The 13,128-nt window shown below is 41.3% G+C and carries 16 protein-coding genes; 13 read left to right on the top strand and 3 right to left on the bottom strand.

Annotated features, from left to right (window positions below):
- Positions 1 to 161 precede the first annotated feature (161 nt).
- From CWB60_RS12110 to CWB60_RS12100, 3 genes are all read left to right on the top strand, one after another.
- Entirely contained in the window at positions 162 to 491 is a 330-nt protein-coding gene (locus tag CWB60_RS12110; protein WP_029771932.1) for an HI1450 family dsDNA-mimic protein, read from the top strand.
- Positions 492 to 557: 66 nt separating this feature from the next.
- Complete coding sequence (locus CWB60_RS12105; RefSeq protein ID WP_276537847.1) at positions 558 to 1,337, top strand: DUF481 domain-containing protein; 780 nt, start codon at positions 558 to 560, stop codon at positions 1,335 to 1,337.
- Between the two features lie 16 nt (positions 1,338 to 1,353).
- A complete protein-coding gene (locus CWB60_RS12100) occupies positions 1,354 to 1,842 on the top strand; it encodes a hypothetical protein (protein WP_138579036.1) in 489 nt (162 codons plus the stop codon).
- A 41-nt stretch (positions 1,843 to 1,883) separates the two neighbouring features.
- Here the strand turns inward: CWB60_RS12100 and CWB60_RS12095 are convergent, their stop codons facing one another.
- Together CWB60_RS12095 and ygfZ are read right to left on the bottom strand one after the other, a co-directional pair.
- Complete coding sequence (locus CWB60_RS12095; RefSeq protein ID WP_004586217.1) at positions 1,884 to 2,369, bottom strand: FKBP-type peptidyl-prolyl cis-trans isomerase; 486 nt, start codon at positions 2,367 to 2,369, stop codon at positions 1,884 to 1,886.
- 12 nt (positions 2,370 to 2,381) lie between these two features.
- A complete protein-coding gene (gene ygfZ / locus CWB60_RS12090; protein WP_004586218.1) occupies positions 2,382 to 3,293 on the bottom strand; it encodes a CAF17-like 4Fe-4S cluster assembly/insertion protein YgfZ in 912 nt (303 codons plus the stop codon).
- 162 nt (positions 3,294 to 3,455) lie between these two features.
- On the opposite strand from ygfZ, the gene CWB60_RS12085 reads away from it, so the two are divergent.
- Both CWB60_RS12085 and CWB60_RS12080 read left to right on the top strand, forming a co-directional pair.
- Positions 3,456 to 3,707 (top strand): FAD assembly factor SdhE, encoded by a 252-nt coding sequence (locus tag CWB60_RS12085; protein ID WP_004586219.1) that lies wholly within the window; start codon positions 3,456 to 3,458, stop codon positions 3,705 to 3,707.
- Complete coding sequence (locus tag CWB60_RS12080) at positions 3,700 to 4,119, top strand: hypothetical protein (RefSeq protein WP_138579038.1); 420 nt, start codon at positions 3,700 to 3,702, stop codon at positions 4,117 to 4,119. Before CWB60_RS12085 ends, CWB60_RS12080 begins: the two co-directional genes overlap by 8 nt.
- Here the strand turns inward: CWB60_RS12080 and nadB are convergent.
- Positions 4,094 to 5,704, bottom strand: coding sequence for an L-aspartate oxidase (nadB, locus tag CWB60_RS12075; RefSeq protein WP_024033085.1), 1,611 nt, complete (start codon positions 5,702 to 5,704; stop codon positions 4,094 to 4,096). The genes CWB60_RS12080 and nadB overlap by 26 nt on opposite strands.
- Before the next feature lie 245 nt (positions 5,705 to 5,949).
- Between nadB and rpoE the strand changes: the two genes are divergently transcribed.
- From rpoE to era, 8 genes are all read left to right on the top strand, one after another.
- Positions 5,950 to 6,531, top strand: a complete 582-nt coding sequence (gene rpoE / locus CWB60_RS12070; RefSeq protein WP_004586222.1) for an RNA polymerase sigma factor RpoE — start codon at positions 5,950 to 5,952, stop codon at positions 6,529 to 6,531.
- A gap of 1 nt (position 6,532) precedes the next feature.
- Positions 6,533 to 7,159 carry a sigma-E factor negative regulatory protein gene (locus CWB60_RS12065; RefSeq protein ID WP_138579040.1) on the top strand — a complete coding sequence of 209 codons (627 nt, stop codon included), beginning with the start codon at positions 6,533 to 6,535 and terminating at the stop codon, positions 7,157 to 7,159.
- 4 nt (positions 7,160 to 7,163) lie between these two features.
- Positions 7,164 to 8,114 carry a MucB/RseB C-terminal domain-containing protein gene (locus CWB60_RS12060; protein ID WP_054982697.1) on the top strand — a complete coding sequence of 317 codons (951 nt, stop codon included), beginning with the start codon at positions 7,164 to 7,166 and terminating at the stop codon, positions 8,112 to 8,114.
- Positions 8,115 to 8,133: 19 nt separating this feature from the next.
- Positions 8,134 to 8,583 (top strand): SoxR reducing system RseC family protein, encoded by a 450-nt coding sequence (locus CWB60_RS12055; RefSeq protein ID WP_004586225.1) that lies wholly within the window; start codon positions 8,134 to 8,136, stop codon positions 8,581 to 8,583.
- A gap of 189 nt (positions 8,584 to 8,772) precedes the next feature.
- Positions 8,773 to 10,560, top strand: a complete 1,788-nt coding sequence (gene lepA / locus CWB60_RS12050; RefSeq protein WP_029771928.1) for a translation elongation factor 4 — start codon at positions 8,773 to 8,775, stop codon at positions 10,558 to 10,560.
- Between the two features lie 16 nt (positions 10,561 to 10,576).
- Positions 10,577 to 11,512: a signal peptidase I gene (lepB, locus tag CWB60_RS12045; protein ID WP_004586227.1), complete on the top strand. Its 936-nt coding sequence runs from the start codon at positions 10,577 to 10,579 to the stop codon at positions 11,510 to 11,512.
- A gap of 2 nt (positions 11,513 to 11,514) precedes the next feature.
- A complete protein-coding gene (rnc, locus tag CWB60_RS12040) occupies positions 11,515 to 12,192 on the top strand; it encodes a ribonuclease III (RefSeq protein WP_004586228.1) in 678 nt (225 codons plus the stop codon).
- A complete protein-coding gene (gene era, locus CWB60_RS12035; RefSeq protein WP_004586229.1) occupies positions 12,182 to 13,114 on the top strand; it encodes a GTPase Era in 933 nt (310 codons plus the stop codon). Before rnc ends, era begins: the two co-directional genes overlap by 11 nt.
- Positions 13,115 to 13,128 lie beyond the last annotated feature (14 nt).

Below are 13,128 nucleotides of genomic sequence, written 5' to 3'. Positions count from 1 at the left end.
AATTATTTTTAACTTTTTTAGTCAAAGCACTTTGAATCTTATTTAAGCTTAACTGCGCATGAGCTGGTAACAAAAAAGTCATTATTTTTAGCTGTTTTTTCTCAAAACACAGATGAGTTTTGATATTATGTGCGCACTTAAAATGCATTGAGGTTTTACCCATGTCAGGCCCACGTTTATATAGCGAAGAAGAAGTTACCCATCAAGCGTACGATATTTTTTTAGAGCTGGCGCCAAATAATCTTAGCGAACAAGATGTTGAAGACTTTAACGAATACCGAGAAGAGCTTGGGTTTATTGAAGAAGGCGAGCCTGATGAGCAATGGCAAAACTTTGTTGCACTTGAAATAGAGCCGGAGTTATTTGTGCAAGTGCTAGTGGGGTTAGAGTTTGAAAACGAAGATGTGTTATTTGCAAAAATTTTAATTAGCCGTGATAAAGACGCGCCGTTTTGTCATATTTTGTGGAAAGAAACAGAGCACGCTGAGTAAGCAGTTTTGTTTGTATGTGCAAGAGAGTTTACCGTGCATAAGTATTTACTATTCGTGTTTTTAATAATGAGCAGCCGATGTTGGGCTGTTGATCCATTTGAAGACTTTCATGAATATGGACAACTCTCTGATGAAGAAATTCACGAGCTACATAAAGGCGAAATGCTCTATGGCGATACGGAATTTGGCTTGATTTTAAGTAAGGGTAATACTAACTCTACCAGCTTTAAGTTTAGAGGAAATTTATACCAAGACTTCGAAAATTGGCGTAACCAATTTAAATTAGACACCCTGTATAAACGAGATCAAAACGAAGATACAGGGCAAACCGATGTAACGGCAGACCGTATTTTTGTCTCTGCACAGGGTAACTACAAAGTGGGCGTTAAAAACTCTTCATTTTTTATTTACGGTGACTACGAAGAAGATAAATTTAGCGGCCTAGATTACAAAAGTACGGTGGCTACAGGCTATGGTGCCAGAGTTTACCAAGGTGTAAAAAATAAAGTAGATATTGATATTGGCCCAGGCTTATATCGCTCTGTCGCTGATGATGAATCAGAGGTAAGCGAAGAAGATGAAAACAAAACCGGTTATTTAGTACGTATTGCAATGCAGTGGGAGCGTTTGGTATCTAAGCGCACGCGCTTTAATCAAGATGTGAGTATTGAGCAGTCTTTGTCGGGGTTAAATTCGCGTTTGAAGTCAGAAACCGCTTTGATTAGCCAAGTCATAGGTGCGGTATCGTTAAAGTTTGCCTATATGTATCGTTATAATTCAAAACCTGAAGACGATAACCTTAAATACGACTCAGAATTAAGCGCCACGTTGGTGTACAGTTTTTAATAATAAAGAGAGCGTTATGTATCAGCATAAACAATATGCGATGTTTATATTTTTTGTTTTAGCATGGATAGGCGGCTTTGTAGCCCTAGCCTGGAACTTAATGGGCGCTGATGTGCCATTAATGGTATTTGCCGGTGTATTGGTTTTAGTCGGTTTTTTGTTTCATGGTTTAACTGTAAAAGTTGACGAGCAAACAATTAGTTGGGCTTTTGGCCCTGGCGTTGCGGGGCAACGTTTAGCACTTGCGGACATAGTAGAGGCTAAAGCGGTGCAAAACTCTTACCGTCATGGTATTGGTATTCGTATTACACATGATGGGTGGGTGTATTCTGTATCCGGGTTTAGTGCGCTACAGTTAACCTTAAAAGACGGTACTAAGTACCGAGTGGGAACAAACGATCAGCAAGGCTTATTACGTGCGCTTGAGGGTAAAATAACACCCTGTGAAACCCCTTTAGAGGAACCGGCGCCAATAAAAACCGCGACCTACAACAATATGTTATAAAAAAAGCGCCTTAGGCGCTTTTTTTATAAACGGCGGTATGATTAGTGATCGTGACCACAGCCGCCTTCACCGTGCACGTGGCCGTGCGCAAGCTCTTCTTCGGTTGCTTCGCGCACCTCTAAAATTTCTACATCAAAATTAAGGGTAATACCCGAAAGCGGGTGGTTGCCATCAACTATAACGTCTTCATCTTGAATCTCGATAATCATCACAGATTGATCACCATCATCAGTTGACGCTCTAAATTGCATACCTACTTCAATCTCCATGCCATCAAACATCGACTTAGGCACCGCTTGCATTAGGTTATCGTGACGTTCGCCGTAGCCTTCTTCAGGTTCTACTTTTACATTTAATGTATCACCGGCTTGCTTGCCTTGGAGTGCATTTTCAAGCCCTGGGATTAAGTAGCCTGTGCCAATAATAAAAACCAGTGGCTCGCCATCAAAAGAGTTATCAATGGTATTGCCATCGTTATCCAGTACTGAATAATGCATTTTTACTACTGTGTTTGGTGCAACGATCATAGTCATTCCTATTTATTCATCTTCAAGAGAGTAAGGTAGAGGCAGAATGCTTAGCTCTACCTGAGGGGTGTGCTTTGCACGAAGTACGTGTGTACTTGGTGTATCGTTTGGCAGCACAACAAGGCCAAATAAGGTTTGGCTATTTTCGTTATAGCTTTGGGCAATTAGTTTACCAGCGCGGCGCCAGTTTTCGCCCACTTGGGTTTCAAGCTCTGGCTCTTCAAGTAGGCCATCGCTTTTACCTGTAACAATATACATAGCGCGTTTGTTTTTACCTAGGTACTTCATACGGGCAACCGTTTCTTGGCCGGTGTAACAGCCTTTTTTAAAACTAATGCCGTTAATCGCTTGAAGGTTTACCATTTGTGGTACGTATTCGCCAATGGCGTCACTATTTAATTGTGGCTCGCCCGCTTTTATTGCGGCTTCTTGCCATAGTGCGCAGTTATCTAATGTAGAGACATCATCTGGCATACTAAATTGGCTATCAACCATTAGTAAAACGCGATTTGGCGCTAACTTAAGGGCTTTACCGCTTGGGAAATCACAGGCCGTTTGGTCATCAGAAAAACGAATATCAAGTTTTTCTAGTACAGGGGTTAAATCGTCACTGATCAACCCGATTAATCTGTTCGTAGAAACATCAATATCTACTTTGGCAAACACAGCGTATTTTTTTAGCTCACTGAGCGACTTCTCTACCTCAGGCTGTGAACCTGCTAAGTAGTAGCTATCTTGGTGAGAAAATAATTTAAACACACCCCACAACTTGCCTTTGGCGCTGCAGTGACCAGCCCATAAATAATTGCTGTTAGATAGTTTATTGAGATCTTGAGTGATTTGTCCGTGAAGATAAGACAATTTATCCGCACCGGTTAGGCTAATAAGTTGGTGAGATAACGGACATGCATAAACGCTCGACATAAAAACCTTCTGTGCAATACAAATGAGTAGACATAATAACGCAGTTATAACCAAGGGTACAGCAACGAAGGCGGGCAGTTTTTTATTATTTGAACACAGATTAATAGCTGCTAATTAGGCGGGTATTTGTTAAACTCGGGACAATTAAGTATGAGGTTTAAAATGACTGAAATTCATAGTAAAGCACGTATACGCTGGGCTTGTCGCCGCGGCATGTTAGAGTTAGATGTTTTGTTTATGCCATTTGTAGAGCAGGCGTATGATTCGTTAAATGCACAGCAACAGGCTGTATTTCAGCGTTTGCTAACCCAAGAAGACCCTGATTTATTTGCATGGTTTATGGGCCATGAAGAATGTAAAGATGCTGAGCTTAATACCATGGTATCGCTAATTTTAGACCGAGTTCGTGTATAGGTTTACGGTAGTAAATAACAAAGCAGAACAGCGGCCTGTGGTGCTGTTTTTCTGCTTATTAAGTGTGGTATTAGGGCTTTATTTAAGCTCTTTTTTTAGCATTGTTGTTTGTATAACTGTAAATACAATTGCGTTTTACTGGGTATGGCAAAAAATAGTGGCTATTCACCCTGAAAGTGGCGTTATTATTTTAGAGCCTAAGCAAATACGCTTTGAAAACGAAAATTTAAAGGTTCAGGGGCAAATAACCCCTAAAACAAAAATATTAAATACCAGTGTGTGGTTACACATTAAAGGTTTTAATAAACGCCAATGGCTTATTATTTCAGCTAATGGTGTAAATAAGCAAAGCTACGCACGTTTAAAGCGCGTAGCATTGATTGCCATTAATGGCGAGGTGGAATCAAAATAGTGGGTGTTGGGTTTTCATTTTGCTCAGGATAGTCAATCGTATAGTGAAGGCCGCGGCTTTCTTTACGCTGCATTGCACTTCTAATTATCAGCTCGGCTACTTGCACTAAATTACGAAGCTCCAATAAGTTATTACTTACTCTAAAGTTTGCGTAATAATCATGTATTTCTTGTTGTAATAACTCAACACGGTGCAGTGCTCGTTCTAGGCGTTTAGTTGAGCGCACAATGCCTACATAATCCCACATAAATAACCGCAGTTCGTGCCAGTTATGGGTAATAACAATTTCTTCATCAGAATTACTGACTCGGCTTTCATCCCAGCTTGGCAGCGCAAGTGGTGCTGGCGCATGCTCAAGTTTACTTAAAATATCTTTTGCGGCAGCGTGAGCAAACACAATGCACTCTAATAATGAATTGCTCGCCATACGGTTAGCGCCGTGCAAACCTGTGTAGGCTACTTCGCCTACAGCGTATAAGTTATCTAAATCGGTTTTACCGTTAAAGTCGCTCATTACACCGCCACACGTATAATGCGCGGCAGGAACAACCGGGATGGCTTCTTTGGTTATATCCAGCCCTACACTTAAACACTTTGCGTAAATAGTAGGGAAGTGCTCAATAATAAAGTCTTTATCTTTGTGGCTAATATCTAGGTATACACAATTTGCACCTAAACGCTTCATTTCAAAATCGATAGCACGGGCTACTATGTCGCGCGGTGCCAGCTCTTCTCTATCGTCAAAGTCTTTCATAAAGCGAGTGCCGTCGGGGCGCTTTAAATACGCTCCTTCACCGCGCATAGCTTCGGTAATTAAGAAGTTTTGTAGCTCTGGATGATAAAGGCTTGTGGGGTGAAACTGGTTAAATTCCATATTGGCTACCCTACAGCCTGCACGCCACGCCATGGCAATACCGTCACCGCTAGATACATCAGGGTTTGAAGTGTACAAATACACCTTGCTTGCCCCCCCTGTTGCGAGCGCTACAAATTTAGCTGAAATAGTTTCTACTTTTTTTGCTTTTTTATTCCACACGTACATGCCATGAATATGCGAACCCGGCTTACCTAAGCTTTTATCACTAATCAAATCGATAGCATTGTATTGCTCGAGCAAGGTAATGTTTTTATGCGCTTTAACTTGGCTAATTAACGTGGTTTGTACGGCCTTACCTGTGGCATCGGCTGCATGTAAAATACGGCGATGGCTGTGTCCGCCTTCGCGGGTTAAATGAAAGCGCTCTTTTCCTTTGCTATCAAACTCCATATCAAAAGGAACGCCTTGCTCAATGAGCCATTGTAAACACTGATGCGCATTACTTGCAGTATAATGCACAGCTTCTCGGTCACATAAACCACCGCCGGCATCAAGGGTATCTTCAACATGTGATTCTATGCTGTCGTTTTTTTTATCAAATACTGCGGCAATCCCGCCTTGTGCATACAGTGTAGAGCCTTCGGTGAGGGCACCTTTACTGATCACAGTAACATTACAATAGTTAGCTAAAGACAATGCAAGAGATAAGCCCGCCGCGCCGCTACCGATAATAGCGACATCAGCAATATGATGTTTATTTTGGTTCATGTCAGAGGTACTTTGCGGTTACAATGCTCAAATTAGAGCAATATTTGTTTTTAATAGTGTAGTTGTATCATATTTGTCATATTACTACGTAGTGATTTTAATGGCTTAGCGCCGTTATTTACGACTATTTTATAAAAAAATAATATTAAGCAGAACTTTTTATTCATAAAGAGGTCAGAGTATTTGTGAACAATGGCGACACTATGAATAACCAGCAAGAATCAAACAGAGGAGTACCGGCTCGAATGAGCGAGCAGGAATTAGATTTAGCGCTTGTAAAAAGGGTCCAGCAAGGAGATAAAAACGCCTTCAACCTATTAGTAAAGAAGTATCAGAACAAAATTGCAGGGTTAATTTCACGTTATGTGTCTAACCAAGGCGATATTGCAGATGTAGCACAAGAGGCATTTATTAAGGCCTACCGTGCACTTCCAAACTTTAGAGGTGATAGTGCCTTTTATACGTGGTTATACCGTATTGCCGTTAATTGTGCTAAAAATTATTTAGTAGCTCAGGGCCGTAAACCGCCAGCAAACGATATAGACGCTGAAGATGCCGAGTTTTATGACGGTGCGGATTCGATGCGTTCAAACGCATCGCCTGAAAACTTACTGTTAAGCGACGAAGTACGCGCTGTTATTTTTAATACGATTGATAGTTTGCCTGAAGACCTTAAAACCGCGATTACCCTAAGAGAAATCGAAGGGATGAGCTATGAAGAAATAGCCGTGGTAATGGATTGCCCTGTTGGGACAGTACGTTCGCGTATTTTTAGAGCCCGAGAAGCAATAGATAATAAATTAAACCCATTAATAGGCGAGTCTTAGTATGACAAAAGCACACGTTAACAAGTTGGATAGCGAAACGTTATCAGCATTACTTGACGGCGAACAACACCTTGCAGAGGGTAAAATTTCTGATCAGGATGTTGCTACGTTTGGTCGATATGCGCTAATTGGTGATGCGATGCGTGCTCAAAAAAATAACAACGACATACACATCGATATAAGCGATAACATCGCCTTAGCACTTGAAAGTGAGCCTGTGTATGCCGATTTCACCCAATCGACAGCAAACAAAGCTCCAGATACCGAGCACAGTGAAACGCAGCAAGACAACAAAGTAGTGGCGTTTAATTGGCGTAAGCCGGTTGCACAACTTGCTATTGCTGCAAGCGTAGCTATGTTTGCCATTGTTGGCGTAAATACCTTGCCGCAAGGTGCGGGCGAGCAAGAAAGCGAAATTCCGCTTTTACAAACTACCCCATTAACAGGTATGGCGTCGCCGGTGAGTTATTCATCAGAACCTGCTCTTGAAAACGCTGAGCAAGGTTTACGCGAATTACAGCAACAACGCATTGGCGCGTTAGTTTTAGAGCATCAACGTCAAGCACGTGTTGCACACTCTTTGCAAACAGCGCAAAATAGTGACAAAGCGCAAGAGGAAAAAAACTAATTAAATGAAAGTAATCACTTTTGTTCTGTCGTTGGTATTAAGCTTTAATGTTTTTGCTAACGACACAAATCCCGCCAAAGATTTATTACTAAACATGGCGAACGCAGTGCATACCCGCAATTTTGACGCCTCTTTTGTGGTGGTAAAGGGTAAAGCCATGGAACCTTACCGTTGGGTGCATGCAAAGCAAGGTGAAACAGAGCTTGAGCATTTAAGTTTACTTAATGGCGCGGGCTTAGAAATGGTGAGAATTAACGACCAAGTAACCTACTTTGAACCGCAATCGCAGCCATATTCTATAAATACAGACTCCATTGCTGGGCCAATACCTGAAGTATTATTTAAAGATATTGAAGCGCTAAGCAGCCAATATGATTTTGTGCTAGGTGGTAAAGGCCGTATTGCAGGGCGAGCGGCGCAACTGGTGAGAATAGAATCAAAAGATGAATACAAATATAACTATTGGATTTGGCTTGATACAGAGTCATCGCTGTTATTAAAAGCCGCTTATGTTAACCACCAAGGTGAAGCATTAGAGCAGCTACAGTTAACCCATATTAGCGTAACAGAGCAACCAGCACCGATGATTTTAGAAGTGCTCAACCGTAATTTTCCAACGCCGTTACCAGGTAACGCACTGGAAGGTGAAAAAAGTAATGCAACAAACTGGCGCATTGGTTGGTTACCTAATGGCTTTAAATTACTAAAATCAGACCGCCATAAACTTGATTTAAACAACGAACTTACTGACTATTATTTATATTCTGACGGGTTTGTTGAAATTTCTGTTTTTGTACAGCGCCCCTTACCAGGTCGCCGCTTAAGCGGATCATTAACTTCTGGCGCAACGACAATTTATGTGCATAATGGCGGAAACTTTGATGTATCCGTTGTTGGTAATGTGCCAAGCCAAACCGCAAAGGCAATTGCTGAGTCAGTGACTCGCGCATTATAAACAATTCGTAAGGGTTGTTATGATTGAACAAACACTTACAGTGGTTGCCCTAGATGGCACCACTGCCCACTTAGAAGCCCAGCAAAAAAAAGCCTGCGAAGGGTGTAATGGTCGCTGTGGCTCGCAAGTCTTTGCCAAACTCTTTGGTAGCGATAAAAAAACCTTTCCATATCAATTTGATACTCCTGTAGAAGTGGGCCAAAAAGTAACGCTCTCATTAGATGATTCGCATCTAGTCAAACATGCTTTTGCTGTATACATGCTGCCTTTATTTTTAGGATTAACGCTTGCATTTATTAGTGCCGAATTACTACTTTTAGCGCAGGGATGGCAAATATTATTCGCCGCTTTGGGCGGTGTAGGTGGTTACTTTTTAGCTAAAAGCAAAGTAAAAACACTCAGGCATGATGTAAAAGTGATAAAAATTCATCCAATTAGCCTTCCTTTAACGCAAATAGATGGTGATTAAGGCCAATTAAATGTAAAATTGCCGTTTTATACCAGAGTAACTTGGAAATACAGGGTAAAAAGGCAATCAAAAATTTGATTATCTAAAGCGCATTTAGCCACTTATATAGCACTTATACCCAATAAGTATTTTCAAGTCACTCAGGTGTTCGTACTTAGCCTATTAAAATAGAAGTTTAGAATCCAGTTTATGAAGCATATCCGTAATTTTTCGATCATCGCCCATATTGACCATGGTAAATCGACCCTTTCAGATCGTTTGATCCAGGTTTGTGGTGGCTTAACAGACCGCGAAATGCAAAAGCAAGTGTTAGATTCAATGGACATCGAGCGTGAGCGCGGTATTACCATTAAAGCGCAAAGTGTAACGCTTAACTACACTGCTAACGATGGCGAAACCTACCAACTTAACTTTATCGATACACCAGGGCACGTTGACTTTACTTATGAAGTTTCTCGCTCTTTAGCGGCATGTGAAGGTGCGCTTTTAGTTGTTGATGCCGGACAAGGTGTTGAAGCACAAACGCTGGCAAACTGTTATACCGCCATCGAAATGGATTTAGAAGTAATCCCTGTTTTAAATAAAATAGATTTACCGCAAGCCGATCCGCTTCGTGTAGCAGAAGAAATTGAAGACATTATTGGTATTGATGCCCTAGACGCTGTGCAATGTAGTGCAAAAACTGGTGTTGGTATTGCTGAAGTACTTGAAATGATTGTAAAGGATATTCCACCACCGGTAGGTGAAAAAGATCAACCTTTGCAGGCGCTTATTATTGACTCGTGGTTTGACCCATACCAAGGTGTTGTATCACTAGTGCGTATTAAGCACGGTGAACTACGTGCCGGCGACAAAATAAAAATAATGTCGAACGAGCAAGTACATACAGCTGATCACGTGGGTATTTTTACCCCTAAACAAACCAACACGGGTATTTTACGTACCGGCGAAGTAGGGTTTGTTATTGCCGGTATTAAAGAAATACACGGCGCCCCAGTGGGCGATACGATTACGCATCAAAAAAATGCGGCACCAGTGCGTTTACCAGGCTTTCAAAAAATTAAGCCGCAAGTATATGCAGGTATGTTCCCTATTGCCTCTGATGATTATGAATCGTTCCGCGATGCGCTTAATAAACTAAGCTTAAATGATGCGTCGTTATTTTTTGAACCTGAAAATTCAACAGCACTGGGTTTTGGTTTCCGCTGTGGCTTTTTAGGTATGCTACACATGGAAATTATTCAAGAGCGTTTAGAGCGTGAATACGATATTGATTTAATTACCACGGCACCTACTGTAATCTACGAAGTAGTAACCAAAGAAGGTACGAGTCAAATTGATAACCCGTCTGACTTACCGGCGGTAAATGATATTGTTGAAATACGCGAACCAGTGGTAGAGGCAAACATACTTGTACCGCAAGAGTTTTTAGGTAGCGTTATTACTCTGTGTGTAGAAAAACGTGGTATGCAAACTAAAATGAGTTATCACGGCAAGCAAGTCGCTGTAACTTATGAGCTACCTATGGCTGAAGTGGTTATGGACTTTTTTGATAAATTAAAGTCAACCAGTCGTGGTTTTGCATCGCTTGATTACAACTTTAAGCACTTTCAAACATCAGACATGGTACGTGTTGATATACTTATCAATGGTGAACGTGTTGATGCGCTCGCTATAATTGTTCACCGCGACAGTGCACAATCACGCGGCCGCCAACTTGCTGATGCGTTAAAAGAGCTTATTCCGCGTCAAATGTTTGATATTGCGATTCAAGCTGCAATAGGACAACATGTTATTGCCCGCACCACGGTTAAGCAATTACGTAAAAATGTAATCGCTAAGTGTTACGGTGGTGATGTGAGTCGTAAGAAAAAGCTACTGCAAAAGCAAAAAGATGGTAAAAAACGAATGAAGCAATTGGGTAACGTAGAAGTACCGCAAGAAGCGTTTCTAGCTATTTTGAAAGTTGGTAAATAAAAACAAAGGATTATAGATGGCTGGTTATTTCTCAGTTTTATTGGTGTTATTAACGTTAGGCTCAGGTTTAATATGGTTAATTGACCACCTAATGTATGCGCCAAAAAGGCAAGAGCGTTTGGCGCTTGCCCAAACATCTGCCGGTGGCCAGCTTGATGAAGAAACAGCGGCGTTAATAGCACCTGAGCCGGCAATTACAGAAACTGCAAAGTCGATTTTTCCGATGATTGCAGCTATTACTATTTTTAGGTCGTTTATTTTTGAGCCTTTTCAAATACCGTCAGGTTCAATGATGCCAACCCTGTTGGTGGGCGACTTTATTTTAGTACAAAAGTACTCGTACGGGATTAAAGACCCAGTATGGCGCAGCCAGCTTGTAGATGTAGGCGAGCCTGAACGCGGCGATATTGTTGTTTTTAAATACCCGTTAGATGAGCGAGTAGATTATATAAAACGTGCTATTGGTTTACCGGGCGATAAAATTGTTTATCGTGATAAGCGTTTATATATTCAACCTAATTGTAAAGAAGGCGAGACCCAGCAGGGTGACCTACTTTGTAATGAGTTTAATAAAATTGATTTTAAATTAATTAACGATAATGAGTTTAAACAAGGCCAAATGTCGCTTGCCCGAGTAAATGAAGATTTAACGACACTCAAGCACGACATTTTAATCAACCCACGCGCTCCTGAACGTAAAGGGCGTTACTATCAGCAACCAGGGACTCCTTCGGATGAATGGACTGTACCAGCTGATCATTATTTTATGATGGGTGATAACCGCGACAACAGCCAAGATAGTCGCTTTTGGGGCTTTGTACCAAAAGAAAACTTGGTGGGTAAAGCTGTCTTTATATGGATGAGTTTTGAATTTGAGAATGGCCCAGATGATGTTTTACCAGGATGGGTTCCAACTGGTGTTCGTTTTGAACGCCTAGGTAATATTCAGTAACAATGAAAAAAAATGTAACAGAATTATATAAACGAATTGGCTACGAATTTGCTGATCAAGGTTTACTTGAACAGGCAATGACGCACCGCAGTCATAAAGGTCAACACAACGAACGCTTAGAGTTTTTAGGCGATTCAATTTTGAGCTTTGTTATTGCCAATGCTTTGTACGACAAATTTCCAAAAGCGCGTGAAGGCGATTTAAGCCGTATGCGCTCTACGCTTGTGCGTGGCCAAACACTTGCTGAATTTGGGCTAGAGTTTGGTTTAGGTGACTACTTGCGCCTTGGGCCGGGTGAGTTAAAAAGCGGTGGTTTTCGTCGTGAATCAACATTAGCTGATGCTGTAGAAGCCATTATAGGGGCTGTGTTTTTAGACTCAAACATAGACCGCTGTGGCGAGCTGATTTTAGCGTGGTACGAATCTCGACTTGATGCTATTTCACCAGGGCTTAATCAAAAAGATCCTAAGACCTTGCTGCAAGAGTATCTACAAGCGCGTAAGTTATCTTTACCGGGCTACACCGTTGTTGATACCAAAGGTCAAGCGCACAATCAAACGTTCACGGTTGAATGTATAGTTGAAGGTATGGATAGCATTATTTCTGTTGGTAGCTCGCGCCGTAAAGCCGAACAAAAAGCTGCTGAAAAAGCATTGAAGATACTAAAAAATGAATCTTGATACCTTAATACAGCCTCATGAAGGTGATATTGATACGTTTTGTGGCATGGTTGCCATTGTTGGCCGCCCTAATGTAGGTAAATCAACATTGCTTAATGAAATCATTGAGCAAAAAGTAAGTATTACCTCGCGCAAGCCACAAACAACTCGCCACCGTATTATGGGTATTCATACAGAAGGGCAACACCAAGCTGTTTATATTGATACGCCGGGCTTACACGTTGAAGAAAAGCGCGCTATTAACCGCTTAATGAACCGTGCTGCATCGAGTTCAATTGGTGATGTAGAGCTTATTATTTTTGTTGTTGAGGGCACTCACTGGAATGCCGATGACGAAATGGTACTTAATAAAGTATCGCAAAGTGGTAAGCCCGTTTTACTTGTTATTAATAAAATAGACCAAGTAAAAGACCGCGATTTAGTATTACCGCATATGAAGATGCTTGGCGACAAATTTGATTTTGTGGGCATTATGCCGGTATCGGCAACGCAAGGTAAAAACGTTGATTTAATTAAAGCCGAAGTAACTAAACGCTTACCACCGTGCGAATTTTACTTTCCTGATGACTATGTAACCGACCGCTCAATGCGTTTTATGGCGGCAGAAGTTATTCGTGAAAAGCTAATGCGCTTTATGGGTGAAGAGCTGCCGTATTCTGTTACTGTAGAAATTGAGCAGTTTAAATGGCAAGAAAACGGTGTGTGGCATATCAACGGGTTAATTCTTGTTGAGCGTGAAACCCAAAAACGCATGGTAATAGGTAACAAAGGCGAAAAGCTTAAAGTGATTGGCCGTGAAGCCCGTAAAGACCTTGAAGAAATGCTCGATAACAAAGTGTTTTTAGAGCTTTGGGTTAAAGTTAAATCGGGTTGGGCAGATGATGAACGTGCCTTAAGAAGTTTAGGCTATGGCGAAGATTAACCAGCATTTAACCA

The organism is Pseudoalteromonas sp. S327 (assembly GCF_005886415.1).
Lineage (GTDB): Bacteria > Pseudomonadota > Gammaproteobacteria > Enterobacterales > Alteromonadaceae > Pseudoalteromonas > Pseudoalteromonas atlantica.
Note: the sequence above shows the minus strand (reverse complement) of the source record. Positions and strands in the feature narration are given on the sequence as shown.